We start from the raw sequence: 16058 nt of genomic DNA, 5'->3' as shown, positions 1-16058 counted from the left end.
AATTATTCTAAACTATAATAAGGCGCCGGGGTTCCCGGGTCAAATCAGGCGGCTTTTGCGAGGAACTCGAGCAGCAAGCGGCTCACCTCGGCCGGCTGTTCCTGCTGCACCCAATGGCCGGCGCCGTCGACGAGGTGACAGCCGAGCATCTTCGTGCAGCCGCGCCCCTGCATCGCTTCGAACACGCCGGGGCGCTGATAGGTGCCCCAATCCTGCTTGCCCGAGATGAAGCACGAGGGCACGTCGATGCTGCGGCCCGCAAACAGCTGCATCTCGCTGTTGAGCATGCCCGAGGTGCCGTAGCGGTACCATTGCAAGCCCCCCTGGAATCCGGTGCGGCCGTATTCGGCGCTGTAATAGGCGAGGTCGCTGTCCGGCAGCCATTGGTTGGCGGCGATCGCGGCCGGCGAGGGCATCTCCTTCGCAACCGTCTCCGCCATCGTCTCGCCGGCGTCCATCACGTAGTAGGTTGGCAGTTTGGCGAGTTCGCCCGCGGACCACGACTTCAGCGGATATGGCTTGTTGTCGGTCCAGTCCGCACTCTTGTGGTGATAGTAAGCGCGCAGGAAATCGTGCACGCCCTGCGGCGCATGCTGCATGTCGGCGTTGGTCGGGCGCGTCGCATAATACCATTGATAGTGTTTGCGCGGGCGCGGCAGCGCGGCGAGCTCGCGATGCACGGGGTCTTCCGCTGGCGGCTTTGCCGGACTGTCGACTGTGCCAAAGGGCAGCGGCGGCGCGCCGCCGAACGGCGCGCTCATCAGCGTCACCGAGCGAAACACGTCGGGCCGGATCAGGGCGCACCAGGCCGCGACCGGGCTGCCGAAATCATGCCCGGCGAGATCGACCTGCCTGTAGCCGAACGCCGACACCAGGGCGAGGGCGTCACGCACGAGGTTGAGCAGAGAGAACGGCGTGAGATCACCGTCGTAATCCGCGGTCCATCCCGTGGTGCGGCCATAGCCGCGCTGGTCCGGCGCGATCACGTGATAGCCGGCCGCGGCCAGCGCCGGCATCACCTTGCGCCAGGAGAAGGCGAGCTCGGGAAAGCCGTGCAGCAGCAGGATACAGGGCCGCCCCTTGGTTTCGAAGCCGGCTTCGAGCACGTGCATGCGCAAGCCGTTGATGCCGTCGACATAGCGCGAGCGGATGCCGGCGGGGAGAGGGACGTCGGGGAGGTCGGCCATTTTTTGTTTCCTCGTCATGGCCGGGCTTGTCCCGGCCATCCACGTTCTTGTTGCCGTTGATTGTAAGAACGTGGATGCCCGGGACAAGCCCGGGCATGACGGAAGCCGGGCGATTGCCGCGCGCTACACCGCCGCACACACGAACGCGCTGCCCTTGCGCTTGATCTTCCCGACCGACGGCGAGGGGAAATGCGCGGTGCAGCACAGCGTGTCGGTGTCGCAATAGCGCTCCAGAAAGCTGCGGCGCGTTTTCGCCGCCGCGGTCGGGTCGACGTCGAACTTGATCGACAGCTCCGGATAGAGCGTCTGCAGCGGCGAATGCATAAGGTCGCCGGAGAACACGGCGTCGTCCTTGCCGCGGCCCATCGTGATGGCGATATGGCCGGGCGTATGTCCCGGCGTCGGCAGGATGCGGACGTGATCGCCGATCTGATGATCGTTGCCGACCAGCTCGTGGCGCCTGGCCTCGACCACCGGCAGCACGCTGTCGGCGAAGGGCGGGATCTCCGCCTTCGCATTCTCCGCGAACCAGTGGTCGTATTCCTGCTTGGCGAAGACGTAGCGTGCCTTGGGGAAGGTCGGCACCCAGTGGCCGTTCTCGAGCCGCGTGTTCCAGCCGACGTGGTCGACATGCAGATGCGTGCACATCACGAAATCGATGTCGTCGACCGCGAACCCGGCTGCGTTGAGTCCGCGCAAGTACGTGTCGTCGGTCTTCATGTTCCATTTCGGCCGCTGCGGGCGCGGCTTGTCGTTGCCGATGCAGCTGTCGATCAGGATGGTGTGGTGCGGCGTCTTCACCACATAGGACTGGAAGCACAGGAGCAGTACGTCCTGCTCGTCCAGCGCCTTGGCCTGCCGCATCCATGCCCGGTTCTCGGCCAGCACCTCGGCCGTCAATCCCGGCAGCATTTCCAGTGCCGGGACGAACGAGGTTTCCTGCTCGATGACGCGATGGATGGTGAGATCGCCGACCGTATATTTCAGGCTCATGCTCGCTTCCCCAGTGATCAGTGCGCGTCGCGCACGGATGGAATGACGATGTTGGTGAGAATGTCGATCGCGGCCAGACCCTCTTTGGGCTGGCCGTATTGCGCGGCGGTCGTCATCATGACGAGATCAAGCTCGGGCACGATGAAGATGCGCTGGCCGCCCCAGCCGAAGGCAGCAACCCATTTGATTTCCTTGTCGCCGGCGAGCGAGCGGCCCATCCACCATTGATAGCCGTAGAACATCGTGCTGCCGAAATAGCCGATCGCCTGGAAGCGCGGCGTGATCGATTGTGCGATCCAGTCGGCCGAGACGATCTGCCGGCCGTTCCACTGGCCGCGATTGAGCACGAGCTGGCCGATCTTCGCCGCATCGCGCGGCCGCAAGCGAAGGCCCGCGGCCGCTGCGATCTTGCCGTTCTTATAGGCTTTCCACTCGACATCGGTGATCCCAAGCGGCTGGAACAGCACCTCGCGAGCAAATGCCTCCAGCGGCTTGCCCGAGACGCGTTCGAGGATGCTGCCGAGCAGTTCAGTCCCGCCGCCATTATAGGTCCAGAGCGCATCCGGCGGCGCAGCGACTGGCTTTGCGAGCACATAGCCAATCGGATCGGCTTCGAAGGTGAGATGCGGCTCGTCATTCTTCGGATCGGCCCAGGCCCGCGCCTCGTCCCATTTCATCCCCAAGGACATCGTCAGCAGATGGCGCAGCGTGATGGCCTCCCAGCCCGCCTGCTTCGCCGCCTGATGGTCGGGGAAGAATTTGAGCACGGGCTCGTCGACGCCTTCGATCAGCTTGCGATCGATCGCGATGCCGACGAGCAGCGAAGCGACACTCTTCGATGTCGAACGCATGTCATGCTTCGTCGTCGCGGTGAACTCGTGCTGGCCGTCCGGTTGTCCCCAGGGTTGGTCGTAGCCGGGAAAATACTGCTCGAAGACGAGCTTGCCGTGGCGCACGACGACAACCGAATGGACCGAGGTCGCGCGTTGATCGAGCCGTGCAGCGATGCTGCAGAGCCGCATGCCGTCCATGCCAACGCTGTCGGGCGACGCAGTCGTCCACCCGTCGTCGATTGACGACGGCGATCCACAGGCGAGGTTTTGTTGTCCAGTCGCCATGCCGTCGGCCTGCACGGAAGTGGCTGAGACGGTCAACGCGAGCACGAGGCTCGCGCCGAGAATGCTGAGGCGGGGGAAGCGATCGCGCATCGTCCTTCTCCCCGCAGCCTAGTTTACGCCGCCGGCGGCACCGAGATCTTGACCGAGGGGCGCTCCAGCATCTTCTGGTGGAAGGCGTCGAGTTTCGGATAGGCCTTGCGCCAACCGCAATCGGCGAAGCGGAAGTCGGCATAGCCGAGCACGCAGACGAGGCCGATCTGCGAGATGTCGAACGGGCCGTTCAAAACTTCGGGCATGTTCTCGAAGCGCGCCATGCCGGTCCAGGCCCGGTTCCAATGGTCGTCCGACCACGCCTGCCATTGCAGGCCCTGCGGCCGCACCATCTTCTCGTAGCGGCACAGCAGCATGGAATCGAGCATGCCGTTGATCAGGGAGTGATCGGTCTTGGCCTTCCAGCGCCGCGGGCCGTAATCGGGGATCAGGCTGCCGCCGGCCATCTCGTTGAGATATTCGACGATCACGTAGGAATCCAGAATGACGTCGCCCTCATTGGTGATCAGCACCGGCAGCTTCTTCAGCGGCGTGATGCGCGAATAGTCCTCGTTGACCGTGCCCGGCGCGACGGTCGCGGGCGTCAGCTCGATCTTGTCGATCAGCCCGAGCTCGATCGCGGCGATACGCACCTTGCGGGCGAAGGGCGAGGCGGCAGAGAAGGAGAGTTTCATGGGGAAATAACCTCTATCCAGACAGGCGGTCCGCATCCTGAGGAGCGCGCAGCTTGGCGCGCGTCTCGAAGGATGGACAACGGGAGGTGTTCTTGCGTCACCCGGCGCGAACGTCGGGTGACTGTATTCTTGGCGCATCCTTCGAGACGCGCACGTTGCGCGCTCCTCAGGATGAGGGTGGAAGCTTACGCCGCCACGATCTCCTGGCGCTGCTCGCCGAGGCCCTCGATGCCGAGCGTGACGACGTCGCCGACATTGAGGAAGGTCGGCGGCTTCATGCCGAGACCGACGCCGGGCGGGGTGCCGGTGGTGATGATGTCGCCCGGCAGCAAGGTCATGAACTGCGACACGTAGGAGACGCATTTGGCCATGGAGAAGATCATGGTCTGGGTCGAGCCGGTCTGGCGGCGCTGGCCGTTGACGTCGAGCCACATCGACAGGTTCTGCACGTCCTTGATCTCGTCCTTGGTGGCGAGCCACGGGCCGACCGGGCCGAAGGTGTCGTGCGACTTGCCCTTGGTCCACTGACCCAGACGCTCCGTCTGGAAGGCGCGCTCGGAGACGTCGTTGCAGACGCAATAGCCGGCGACGTAGTTCAGCGCATCGGCTTCAGAGACATACTTGGCGCGGGTGCCGATGATGGCGGCGATCTCGACTTCCCAGTCGAGCTTGGTCGAGCCGCGCGGCTTCTCGACCGCGTCGTTCGGACCGGACAGCGAGGTGTTGGCCTTCATGAAGATGATCGGCTCGGTCGGGATCGCGGCGCCGGTTTCCTTGGCGTGGTCGCTGTAGTTGAGGCCGATGGCGACGAATTTCGAGATGCCGGTGACGGGCGCGCCGAAGCGCGGCTTGCCGGAGACGGCGGGCAGGGAGGCCGGGTCAAGGCCCGCCAGCTTCTTCAGGGATTCCGGCGAATAGGCCTCGCCGGTCAGGTCCTTCACATGCGCCGACAGATCGCGCAATTGGCCGGATTTGTCGATCAGGCCAGGCTTTTCCGCACCCTTTTCGCCATAACGAACAAGCTTCATTCTCGTTTCTCCCTGGAGATGGACCGATCGGTTAAATAGCTTCATGGAACAGGGCGGCGGGAAATTCAACCGCTCAAAACGGGGCGCATTGCAGCCCTTCCTTTGTAGGGTGGGCAAAGGCGCGGAGCGCCGTGCCCACCAATTCTTTTTGATGGCCCGGTATGGTGGGCACGCGGAGCCTGTCATCGGGCGCGCATTCGCGCGACCCGGTGGCTTTGCCCACCCTACGATTGCAGCGCCACAAATTTGAACGCATTCCCGTCCCGCTTGATGTGCCCGGCCGAGAAATGGCCGCCGATCACCAGCGTCGGGGTATCGGCAAAGCGCGAGAACACCTTGTACCGCGACGCGGCCGATTGGGCGGTATTGGTGTCGACGACCGAGCACCAGCCGAGATGCGCCATCTGGCAGGGGTGATGGGCGACGTCGCCGCTGAGCAACCCTTGTTCGCCGCCGGATTCGATCAGGACGCTCATGTGCCCGGGGCTGTGGCCGGGGGTCGGGATCACGCTGATCTCCTCGCAGAGCCGGTGGTCGCTCGGGATCACCTCGACCAGGCCCGCATCGACGACCGGCTTCACGGAATCGTTGAACACCGCGACCTTGTCCGGCTCGGCCGTATAGTCGCGCCAATATTCATACTCGGTCTTGCCGAACAGGTAGCGCGCCCTGGGGAAAGTCGGCACCCATTTGCCATCGACGAGCCTCGTATTCCAGCCGACATGGTCGACATGAAGATGCGTGCACAGCACGGTGTCGATGCTGTCAGGGGGAAAGCCTGCTTCCGTCATGGTCTCCAGAAACGGCGTGCTGCGGTTATTCCAGACCGGGACACCGCGGCCCTGCTTGTCGTTGCCAAGGCCAGTGTCGACCACGATGCGGCGCGTCGGCGTCTCCACCACCAACGAGTGGATCGACATTTTCAGCCGGCCCTCCTCGGTGGCGAAATGCGGGATCAGCCAGGGCAGCTTCTGGATCTCGTCATTGGTTGCGGCCGGCAGGATGAAGCGGGTCGAGCCGACCGTCTCCATTTCCACGATCTTGGTGATTTTGACCTTGCCCACGGTCCACGGCATGCGGCGATCCCAATTTTCTTGCTTTCGCGAAAGATGCGGCCTTCCGCCGTCGAACGCAATGGATCATCTGTCGCGATGTTGCGTTATCGGGGGAACCCCGAGACAGCCAGAGAGAGCGACGATGCCAGAGCTTGCCATTTCCGCCGAGAAGGTCGCCTTCATCATCGAGAAGGCCCGCGAATTCGACGTCAAGGAGGCGGCGTCCGACCCCGACTCGGGCTCCAATCCCTCTGATGATGACGAGATCGACGTGCTCGAGGACACCAATTCCGACCCGGTCGCAGCCGAGCTGTCCGGTTTCATCCGCGCGCTGAACGAGGACGAGCAGCTCGACCTCATCACGCTGATGTGGCTTGGCCGCGGCGATGGCGAAGTGGAGGAGTGGGACGATCTGCGTGCCCGCGCTGCCGAGGCGCGCGGTGAATACAAGAACCCGCGCCGCGAGACGGTGCAATATCTGCTGGGCGAGCCGATGCTGGGCGATCTCCTCGCCGACGGCATGGACGAGCTCGGCATCGACTGGACCGACGAGCGGACCACGCCGGTATCCTAAGTCGTCATCGCGCGCAGTCGACGATCACGGTGCCGAGCTTGTCACCCTTCTCGACCGCGAGATGCGCCTGCGCCGTGTCCGACAGCGCGAACTGCGCCGCTACGTTGTGAATGCGCGGCCCAGCCGCCAGCCATTTCGTGATGTCGGCCTGCGCCGCCGCAAGCAACGTGGGCGGTAGCGCGAACAGCACCAGCGTGCGGAGCGTGATGCACTTCTCCATCAGTTCGCGCATCGGCACCGTGGGTGTGCGGTTGCCGTTGGTGGCGTAGACGGCGATCGTCGAATTGAGCGCCATCAGCTTCAACGTCGTCGCGATGTTGCCGCCGAAATCGACATCGACCACGCGATCGACACCTCGTCCGCCGGTGAACGCCATCGCCTTGGCAACGACGTCCTCGTCCCTGTAATTGACCACGAGTTCGGCGCCCGCGCGCCGGGCCTGCTCGCCCTTCGTCGCCGAACTGACTGTCGCGATCACCTGCGCGCCGCCCCATTTGGCAAGCTGCACGGCATAATGGCCAACCGCGCCGGCGCCGCCGGTGACGAGCACGGTCTTGCCGACGATCGGCCCATCCGCAAACAGGCTGCACCATGCGGTCATCGCGGGGATGCCGAGCGTTGCGCCTTCCGCAAAGGAAAGATGATCCGGCAGCGGCGTCACCAGCTGCTCGGCGAGCGCGATATATTCGGCCGCCGTGCCGAAGGCGCGGCCGTTGCGCTGGCCGTTGAACAGCCAGACCCGGTCGCCGACCCTGAAGCGCGTTACGCCGTCGCCGATCTGGTCGACGAAACCCGTGCCGTCGCTGTTCGGAATGACGCGCGAAAATTCCATCGCGCGATAGCTGCCGCCGCGCCGGCCGACATCGGCCGGATTGACGCCGGAGGCCTCCAGGCGAATGCGAACTTCGCCTGGGCCAGCGACCGGCGTCGCCATCTCACCATAGGTGAGGACATCCGCCGCCGGTCCTGTTTGCTCGTACCAGACTGCTCTCACAGCGTTCCGGGGAAGGCGCCGCCGTCGAGCAAGATATTCTGGCCCGTGATGAAGCCGGCCTTGGCGCCGCAGAGGAAGGCGCAGGCATAGCCGAACTCGTCAGGCTGGCCGAAGCGGCCGGCCGGGTTGAGTTTTGCTCGCTCGGCCAGGATCTGCTCCGGCGTCGTGCCGCGCTTGTCGGCCTCGGCCTTTGCGGTGCCGGTCAGGCGGTCGGTCTCGAACGGACCCGGCAACAGGCCGTTGATGGTGACGTTGTTGATCACGGTCTTGCGCGACAGGCCGGCGATGAAGCCGGTGAGGCCGGCGCGCGCGCCGTTGGAGAGGCCGAGGATGTCGATCGGCGCCTTCACCGCCGCCGAGGTGATGTTGACGATGCGGCCGAACTTGCGCGCCATCATGCCGTCGACGGTCGACTTGATCAGCTCGATGGGCGTGAGCATGTTGGCGTCGATCGCCTTGATCCAGTCGTCGCGGGTCCAGTTGCGGAAATCGCCGGGCGGCGGGCCGCCGGCATTGTTGATCAAGATGTCCGGCTCTGGGCAGGCCTTCAGCACGGCCTCGCGGCCGGCAGGCGTCGTGATGTCGCCGACGATTTCGGTGACCTTCACGCCCGGATAGGCCTTGCGGATGTCGTCGGCCGTCTTCTTCAGGGCTTCGGCGCCGCGCGCGGTCAGCGTGACGTCAACGCCGGCTTCCGCCAGCGAGATGGCGCAGGCGCGGCCGAGGCCCTTGCTGGATGCGCAGACGATGGCGCGGCGACCTTTGATCCCAAGATCCACTGTTTCACTCCCGTAATGTCAGGCAGGTTTTAGACGGGCCGCACTCTAGCCAATCGTGGCGCCGCTGATAAGGGAGGGGGCCGCGTCAAAATGCATGGCGCGGTCGCGCGGCGATGCAAATGTGCGGGCATGATCCGGAAAAGTGTGCAGCGGTTTTCCGAAAAGATCATGCCCAGACAATAAGCTAGATGCGCCGTTCCTGCTTGAGGCGGTCGATCGCGGCCGCGGCCTCCGGCGGCAATGTCTTGAAGCCCATCTTGCCGGCCGCCGAGAACAGCGGCCGCAGATGCGAACCGGCGAGGAACGGCGGCTGGCGGTTGGCCGGCACGATCTGGTCGAACACCAGCACCAGGGTGGTGGCGACGAGGCCGACCCTGACGGCGCCGAGTGCGGCGCCGGCGAGCCGGTCGCCGATCCCGGCTTCGCGTATCGTGTCGTTCAGCGCCAGGCGGCCGATATAACCAAGGAGCATGCCGACGACCAAGAAGATGCCGAAGAACCAGATCCAGTTTTGCAGCAGCGGCGCGTTCGGATTGCTCGCGACCTGCGGCACGATCAGCGGCATCAGTCCGACGGCGATGGGAGCGGCCAGGAGATAGGCGAGGATGGTCATGGCGCTGCCGAGCAGGCCAGTCCTGAAACCGAAGCCGATCGCGACGACGAGTGCCGCATAGACCGCGAGATCGAAACTGTTCATGAGCGTCAGGCCTGCCTCGATGGAACGCTTGCGTCGATGGAACGAATGAACGCCGGACCGATCATTCCGGTTTCAGATCGTTAAAATCGTCTGTATTGGTGGCTCCAAAGCTCAGGGAAAACACTCAAGGCAAGCGTCATGTCAGACTTATTCGACGTCAGTCAAGAAACCATCCTAGTGACGGGCGCGAGCCAGGGGCTGGGGCGGCAATTTGCCCGGGTTCTGGCGGCCCATGGCGCGGCTGTCGCGCTCGCCGCGCGGCAGACCGACAAGCTGAAGAGCCTTGAGGAGGAGATCCGCGGCAAGGGCGGCCGCGCTGCCGCGGTCGCGCTCGACGTCACGGACATGTCATCGATCGCCAAGGCCGTGGATGCCACGGAAGCCGCGCTCGGTCCGATCACGGTGCTGATCAACAATGCCGGCATCGCCATCGAGAAGCTCGCGACCGAGCAGACCGAGTCCGATTGGGACGCCGTGATCGGCGCCAATTTGAAAGGCGCTTATTTCCTCGCGACCGAAGTCGCGCGCCGCATGATCGCGCGCAAGCAGGAAGGCAACATCGTCAACATCGCTTCCGTGCTCGGCACCGGCGTGCTGAAGGCGGTGTCGCCCTATGCGATCTCCAAGGCCGGCATCCTCCAGGCGACCAGGGCGATGGCGCTGGAGCTCGCAGGCCAAAACATCCGGATCAACGCGCTGGCGCCCGGCTATATCGACACGGAAATGAATCACGCCTTCTGGTCGACGCCCGCGGGCGAGCGATTGGCCAAACGCATCCCGCAGCGCCGCGTCGGCGCCGAGTCCGATCTCGACGGCGCGATCCTGCTGCTGGCGTCACGGGCGTCGCGGTACATGACGGGGAGTGTCATCACTGTCGATGGTGGTTTCCTGCTGAATTGAGCCCGACTTCGCCTCTCCCCGCAAGCGGGGAGAGGCCGGAGTTTGCGAGAGCAAATTCCGGGTGAGAGGGAGTCTCCGCGAGTCCAGCTATCACCGTTTTTGCCGAGATAGCCCTTCACCCCAACCCTCTCCCCGTAAGAACGGGGAGAGGGAGAAGAGCTACCGCATTATCTTGTTTCAGCGTTCCTAGCCGAGGGCGTTAGCAGGATAGCCACGATCTCGACGATCAGCAGCCCGCCGGTGATACCGGCAAGGCGCTCGATGCCGGGAATGATGCTGGACGGCGGCCCTGATCCCTGCACCATCGTCATGATGAAGACGACCGCGCCCTGTGTGCCGACATAGCCGATATCGCGCGCGCTCGCCTGGACATGCGCACCGACCCAGACCCCGATGGCAAGCGCGGCAAGCCAGGGCAGGAAGTTTTCGAACGAGGCGATCAGCACCGCGAGGCCGGCGAGGCCGCCGATCAGGCAGCCGAGGATGCGATGCGTGCCACGGGCCGCGATCTTCTCGCGATTCGCAGCATCGTCGTCGGATATTGCCGGCACGGCCATCACGGCCGCGACCGTGATCGCGGCCTGCGAGAAGCTCGGCAATTGCAGCCAGCTCCATGCCAGCGGCACCAGCATCACACCAAGGCCCGCGCGCATTGCGTGCTGGGTCGAGGCCCATTGCGCGCCGAGAAGGTCGGACCAGCCCGGCGCCCGCGCACGTGGCGGCGCATGATCCTCGCGCGGCGATAGCAGGTGCGAGACCAGAATGGCGGCGAGAGTGCCGATCGTCACCTCGGCAGTACGGTTGCAGGCGACTGACAGCGCCGAGGTCGGATCGTCGAGCGTTGCGAGCAGCACCATGTCGGCCGTGACGGCGCCGAGCAGCCAGGCATAGCCGTGGCGACTGACTTGCAGGCCGAGCACGCCGATGCTGCTTGCGATGAACAGTGCGAGGCTCAGTGCAACCTGGTCCTCGATCAGCCACGGGCTCAAGAGCAGGCCTGCAGCGGCACCGATCGCCGTACCGACGATGCGCAGGGCGCCGCGACGCAAGGAAGAGGGCGCCGTCACCTGCGTCGAGACGAAGGCACTGATCGCCGCCCACCATGGTGCGTCCACCCGCAGCACAAGCGCCACGATCACGGCCAGCGTGACGGCCAGTGCAACTCGGCTGCAATGATGGCCGCGTGGGTCGGCCAGATCGATCTCCAGCAACTCCCGCCGCAATGCAGAGATCGCTCTCGTCGCGGCCCCGCTCATGGCAGCACGACCACCCTGGCGTCGGCACCCATATAGAGTCTCAGGTCGGGTGGCGGATCGACCAGCGTCAGCGTCACCGGAAAGCGGCGCTTGAGGCGGATCCAGTCAGTGGTCGGCGCCACGTAGTTGAGGAGGCGATTGGGCACGGGTTCGCGGCTGATGCCACGAGCAATGCCGGTCACCTTGGCACGGCGTAGATGCCAGGGATTTGAGTCCAGCGACACCCAGGCCGTGCTGCCGACGGCAAAGCCGCGGATGTAGCTTTCCTTGAAGTTGGCGACGATGCGCCAGGCGCGGGCATCGACGATGCCGATCAGCGGCACATCGGCCTGTGCAGTGTCGCCCACGCGCAGGCTGAGCGACGTGACTGTGCCGCTGGTTGGTGCGACCAGCTTGGTGCGGGCGAGCTGCCATTCTGCGAGCGCCAGCGCCGAATTGGCGCGGGCGTGGCTCGCTTGATGCATGGATAGCGTGGCCTCCGTCGCCGCGACCGACTCCTGTGCGGCGTCGCGTGCCGCATTCGCGCGTCGCAGCGTATCGTTCGCCTGGTCGAGGGCGACGCGGGAGACATCCTGGGCCGAGGCGAGCGTCGTCAGGCGCTTTTCGTTTTCGCTCGCAAAATCCGCGGCCGAGCTCGCCGCCGCCAACGCGTCCCGTGCCGATGCGATCCGGTGCTGGTCGGAGGCGATCTGCGCGCGGGCCTCGGCAAGATCGGCACGCCGCTGATCCAGGGCCAACTGGAAAGGTACGGGATCGATGCTGGCAAGCAGGTCGCCCTCGGCCACATCCTGATTGTCGGCGACATGTACGGCAATGATGCGCCCAGTCACCTGAGGCGCGAGCGCGACCAGATCGGACTGAACATAGGCGTCGTCGGTGAAGGCGACGAACGACGATATCACCTCATAGGCAACGAAAAGCGCCAGCGCGATCGCTGCCGCAAGTCCTACCCGTCGTCCACGCGTCATGTCAGGCAAAACTCCGAGGCAGCGGCGGGCATCAACTTCTCCGGGCTAGATGAGCAGTCTATCCTGGCCGGTTGCAGCTCGAAAAGTCCTGTTCGTGCCGCACCGCTAGTTTGTCCGCATCTCCGCCCTGATCATATCCGCCGCCTTCTCCCCGATCATAATCGTCGGCGCGTTGGTGTTGCCACCGATCAACGTCGGCATGATCGAGGCGTCGACGACGCGCAAGCCCTCGATGCCATGCACCTTCAGCTTCGGATCGACCACCGACATCGCATCGGTGCCCATCTTGCAGGTGCCGACGGGGTGATAGACGGTGTCGACGCGATTGCGCAGGATGGCGCGGATGTCGTCGTCCGTTCTTACATCCGACGTGAACATGTCCTTCTTCTGCAACGCGCGCAGCGCGGGCGTCTCCATCAGCCGCCGCGTGGTCTTGAAGCCCGCGACCATCGACTCGAGATCTTCCGCCTCGCCCAGAAAGTTCGGATCGATCATGGGTGCAGCGAGCGGATCGGCGCTTTTCAGCCAGACGCTGCCGCGGCTCTTCGGTCTGAGCAGGCAGACATGGCACGAGAAGCCCGCCTCCTTGTGCTTCTTGCGGCCGTGGTCGTCGAGCATCGCGATGACGAAGTGCAGCTGGATGTCTGGCACGGCGAGGTCGGGCCTGGTCTTCAGGAAGCCGCCACACTCGGCGAAATTGGTGGTCATCAGGCCGCGTCGCTCGCGGCGATACCGCTGGATGGCGCGGAGCAGGGATGGCAACCGGCCGAGCGATGAATGAACGAAGTGCGGATAGTCGGAAGCATAGACGAACACGAAATCCGGATGGTCCTGCAGATTGCGCCCGACGCCCGGCAGATGATGCGTGACGCCGAGGCCGTGCGTACGAAGCGCATCGCCATCGCCGACACCCGACAGCATCAGCAATTGCGGTGACTGGAAGGCGCCGCCGGCGAGGATCACCTCGCGGCGGGCGCGCAGCTGCTTCGTCTGCTTGCCCTGCACATATTCGATGCCGACCGCGCGCCCGCCTTCGAACAGGATTTTCGTGGCCTGCGCCCCCGTCTCGACGCGCAGATTCGCGCGCTTGTCCATGTGGGGATGCAGATAGGCGCGTGCCGCGCTCCAGCGCTCGCCATGGTGCTGCGTCACCTGGTAGCTGCCGAGCCCTTCATGGTCCTCGGCGTTGAAGTCCTCGCGGATGCGGAACTGCGCTTCGCGCGCCGCCTGGTGGAAGACGTCATGGATCGGATTGTCCGAGCGCAGCCTGTTGACATGCAGCGGGCCGCCCTTGCCGTGATACTCGCCGTCGAAATCGGAATTGTTCTCCGAGCGCTTGAAATAGGGCAGCACGTCGGCGTACGACCAGCCGGCATTGCCGAGCGAGGCCCAGTGGTCGTAGTCGGCGCGATGACCGCGGATATAGACCATGGCGTTGATCGCCGAGGACCCGCCGAGGCCCTTGCCACGCGGTTGATAGCCGATACGGCCGTTCAATCCCTTCTGCGGCACGGTATCGAAGGCCCAATTGGCCGCGCTGTACGGCAGGGCAAGCCCGAATGGCGTGGTGATCCGCCAATTGTCGTTCCGTCCGCCGGCATCGAGCAGCGCCACGGATGTCGCCGGATCCTCCGACAGCCGCCCCGCCACCGCGCAGCCGCCGGAGCCCGCGCCCACGACGACGAAGTCGAATGTGTCAGTCACTGATGTTTCCCCCTCTGCATTTTCTTCTCGTCATTGCGAGCGAAGCGAAGCAATCCAGACTGTCCCCGCGGCGGGATTCTGGATTGCTTCGCTTCGCTCGCAATGACTGAAAGCTACGACATGAACCGCATCAACTTCTCCAGCCGCGCGATCTTGCCGCCGTAGGGCGGATAGAGGTCGGCGAGGCGGTTGAACTTGGAGCGATAAAACACCGGCTTCAGTTTGCTGAACGTGCGAAAGCCCCATTCGCCGTGATAGGCGCCGGTGCCGGATGCGCCGACGCCGCCCATCGGCTGGTTGGCTTGCGCGAAGTGGAACAGGCAGTCGTTGACGGTGACGCCGCCGGAGATCGTGCGCGACAGCACGTCGTCGCGGGCGGCGCGATCCTTGCCGAACCAGTAGAGCGCGAGCGGCCGGTCGCGGGCGTTGACGAAAGCGATCGCCTCCGCCGGATCGCGATAGCCCAGCACCGGCAGAACGGGGCCGAAAATCTCCTCCTGCATCACCGCCATCGCCTCGGTCGCGCCGACGATCAGCGTCGGCGGGAATTTGCGGTGTGCTTTCCAGTTCGGGTCGTCCGCCTTCGCCGGTTGCAAAATCTTTGCGCCGCGCTGGGCGGCGTCCGCGACGAGATTTTCCAGCCGCGCATAGTGCCGGTCGGAGATGACGGAGGTGTAGTCCTTGTTGGCCGGATCGGTGCCGAACATGCGCCGCATCTGCGCGCGCACTTTTTCGGCGAAGGCCTGCAACGAGCGCTCAGGCACCAGCACATAGTCCGGCGCGATGCAGGTCTGCCCGGCATTGAGCAGCTTTCCGTAGGCGATGCGCTCGGCCGCCTCCTCGAGATCGGCGGAGGCGTCGATGATCGCCGGCGACTTGCCGCCAAGTTCGAGCGTTACGGGCGTGAGATTGCGCCCGGCGGCCTCCGCGACCAGCCGGCCGACCCGGGTCGAGCCGGTGAAGACGAGATGGTCGAACGGCAGGCTCGCGAAGGCTTTTGCGATCTCGTTCTCGATGCCGGTGACGAGCACCTCGGTGGCATCGAATTTTTGCGCGATTGTCTCCTTCAGCAGTGCCGAGAAGTGCGCTACCTGTTCGCTCGGCTTGATGATGACCCGGTTGCCGGCGGCGATCGCGCCGATCGCGGGCGCGAGCGTGAGCTGGAGCGGATAATTCCAGGGTGCGATGATGCCGACGACGCCGAGCGGCTGCGGGATCAGCCGGTTGCGCGCGGGCAGGAATTGCAGCGCGGTGGCCACGCGCTGCGGCGCCATCCAGCTCTTCAGGTGCTTGGTCGCATGCCGGATCTCGGAGAACACCAGCATCGTCTCGGCGATGGTGGTCTCGACGGCCGAGCGGTGGCCGAAATCGGCCGAGATCGCCTGCCGGAAACGCTCCTCGTTGTCGGCGACGACAGTGCGCAGCCGCGCCAGCCGGTCGAGCCGCTCGACCAGGTCAGGTGCAGGCTCGGCGCGCGCCCGCGCAACCATGGCGTGGAAGGCCTCGTTGAGGGCCCGAAGCGGGGCGCCCGCCGGGGACTTATCCAGGGGCTGGTCCATGGCGTTCCTCCCGAAAATGGCGTTGGCCCCCCACGTTTTGTTGCCCGCAAGCTGGCCCTTTGTGGAACTTCTGGCAAGAGCGCACCAAACGGGCCGGAAATCGGCCCAACTCACTGTCATAAAGTCGAAAAAAACGTCCTCACAGCCCTTTCCAAAGGCAGCCCGGGTTGGTACATACGCCTCGCACCCGAGGGGCTTTGCCCCGGGGTTGCCTTCCAAGGAAGCCTTTGGGACGGACGAAGCAAGCCACGCGAACAGCGCCGGCCACTTCATCCACCGTCCCCGGCATCTTGGCCAAGGCAAAGCGACGGTTTAACGCGGGGTGGAGCAGCCCGGTAGCTCGTCAGGCTCATAACCTGAAGGTCATAGGTTCAAATCCTATCCCCGCAACCAAGTTCGGACTTTTACCGGTTCCGATACGAAAATGGCCCGCATCACGCGGGCCATTTTTGTTTGGTGGGGCGGGCACCTACCGTCTCAGGTCACGACGAGTCCCTCGGTCAGTGCGGCCTTCCTCAGAT

Annotated in this window: 15 protein-coding genes and 1 tRNA gene; 3 read left to right on the top strand and 13 right to left on the bottom strand. The window is 64.6% G+C overall.

The features are described 5' to 3' along the window. Positions 1-44: 44 nt before the first annotated feature. From AC1DW2_RS03215 to AC1DW2_RS03190, 6 genes are all read right to left on the bottom strand, one after another. Positions 45-1187 (bottom strand): alpha/beta hydrolase, encoded by a 1143-nt coding sequence (locus tag AC1DW2_RS03215; protein WP_477005233.1) that lies wholly within the window; start codon positions 1185-1187, stop codon positions 45-47. Between the two features lie 123 nt (positions 1188-1310). Beyond that, on the bottom strand, positions 1311-2180 hold the full coding sequence (locus AC1DW2_RS03210) for an MBL fold metallo-hydrolase (protein WP_477005232.1): 870 nt from the start codon (positions 2178-2180) through the stop codon (positions 1311-1313). A 17-nt stretch (positions 2181-2197) separates the two neighbouring features. Further along, entirely contained in the window at positions 2198-3388 is a 1191-nt protein-coding gene (locus tag AC1DW2_RS03205) for a serine hydrolase domain-containing protein (RefSeq protein ID WP_477005231.1), read from the bottom strand. Between the two features lie 23 nt (positions 3389-3411). Continuing rightward, a complete protein-coding gene (locus AC1DW2_RS03200; protein WP_477005230.1) occupies positions 3412-4023 on the bottom strand; it encodes a glutathione S-transferase family protein in 612 nt (203 codons plus the stop codon). Positions 4024-4208: 185 nt separating this feature from the next. Next, positions 4209-5051: a fumarylacetoacetate hydrolase family protein gene (locus tag AC1DW2_RS03195; RefSeq protein ID WP_071916817.1), complete on the bottom strand. Its 843-nt coding sequence runs from the start codon at positions 5049-5051 to the stop codon at positions 4209-4211. Positions 5052-5275: 224 nt separating this feature from the next. After that, complete coding sequence (locus AC1DW2_RS03190; protein WP_477005229.1) at positions 5276-6127, bottom strand: MBL fold metallo-hydrolase; 852 nt, start codon at positions 6125-6127, stop codon at positions 5276-5278. A gap of 121 nt (positions 6128-6248) precedes the next feature. On the opposite strand from AC1DW2_RS03190, the gene AC1DW2_RS03185 reads away from it, so the two are divergent. Continuing rightward, a complete protein-coding gene (locus AC1DW2_RS03185; protein ID WP_477005228.1) occupies positions 6249-6680 on the top strand; it encodes a DUF3775 domain-containing protein in 432 nt (143 codons plus the stop codon). A 4-nt stretch (positions 6681-6684) separates the two neighbouring features. On the opposite strand, the gene AC1DW2_RS03180 is transcribed toward AC1DW2_RS03185, so the two are convergent. The 3 genes from AC1DW2_RS03180 to AC1DW2_RS03170 all read right to left on the bottom strand — a co-directional run bounded on the left by AC1DW2_RS03180 (position 6685) and on the right by AC1DW2_RS03170 (position 9150). Continuing rightward, positions 6685-7674, bottom strand: a complete 990-nt coding sequence (locus AC1DW2_RS03180; protein ID WP_477005227.1) for an NADPH:quinone reductase — start codon at positions 7672-7674, stop codon at positions 6685-6687. Further along, entirely contained in the window at positions 7671-8453 is a 783-nt protein-coding gene (locus tag AC1DW2_RS03175; RefSeq protein WP_014498394.1) for an SDR family oxidoreductase, read from the bottom strand. Before AC1DW2_RS03175 ends, AC1DW2_RS03180 begins: the two co-directional genes overlap by 4 nt. A gap of 184 nt (positions 8454-8637) precedes the next feature. Beyond that, the gene (locus AC1DW2_RS03170) at positions 8638-9150 is read right to left on the bottom strand and encodes a CvpA family protein (RefSeq protein WP_477005226.1); all 513 of its coding nucleotides are present in this window, start codon (positions 9148-9150) and stop codon (positions 8638-8640) included. Between the two features lie 138 nt (positions 9151-9288). On the opposite strand from AC1DW2_RS03170, the gene AC1DW2_RS03165 reads away from it, so the two are divergent. Continuing rightward, positions 9289-10050 carry an SDR family oxidoreductase gene (locus AC1DW2_RS03165; RefSeq protein WP_477005225.1) on the top strand — a complete coding sequence of 254 codons (762 nt, stop codon included), beginning with the start codon at positions 9289-9291 and terminating at the stop codon, positions 10048-10050. A gap of 167 nt (positions 10051-10217) precedes the next feature. Here AC1DW2_RS03165 and AC1DW2_RS03160 read toward each other — a convergent pair whose 3' ends face one another. The 4 genes from AC1DW2_RS03160 to AC1DW2_RS03145 all read right to left on the bottom strand — a co-directional run bounded on the left by AC1DW2_RS03160 (position 10218) and on the right by AC1DW2_RS03145 (position 15537). Further along, on the bottom strand, positions 10218-11306 hold the full coding sequence (locus tag AC1DW2_RS03160) for an FUSC family protein (protein ID WP_477005224.1): 1089 nt from the start codon (positions 11304-11306) through the stop codon (positions 10218-10220). Next, positions 11303-12274 (bottom strand): HlyD family secretion protein, encoded by a 972-nt coding sequence (locus tag AC1DW2_RS03155; RefSeq protein WP_477005223.1) that lies wholly within the window; start codon positions 12272-12274, stop codon positions 11303-11305. The genes AC1DW2_RS03160 and AC1DW2_RS03155 overlap by 4 nt, the downstream gene beginning before the upstream one ends. Before the next feature lie 105 nt (positions 12275-12379). After that, positions 12380-13978, bottom strand: a complete 1599-nt coding sequence (locus AC1DW2_RS03150; protein WP_477005222.1) for a GMC family oxidoreductase — start codon at positions 13976-13978, stop codon at positions 12380-12382. A 113-nt stretch (positions 13979-14091) separates the two neighbouring features. Then, entirely contained in the window at positions 14092-15537 is a 1446-nt protein-coding gene (locus AC1DW2_RS03145) for a coniferyl aldehyde dehydrogenase (RefSeq protein WP_477005221.1), read from the bottom strand. Positions 15538-15853: 316 nt separating this feature from the next. Between AC1DW2_RS03145 and AC1DW2_RS03140 the strand changes: the two genes are divergently transcribed. Continuing rightward, positions 15854-15930: transfer RNA gene (locus AC1DW2_RS03140), tRNA-Met, on the top strand. The last annotated feature ends 128 nt before the right edge of the window (positions 15931-16058 follow it).

The organism is Bradyrhizobium sp. P3_C3 (genome assembly GCF_056402655.1).
This window is presented reverse-complemented; position numbering and strand designations above follow the sequence as displayed.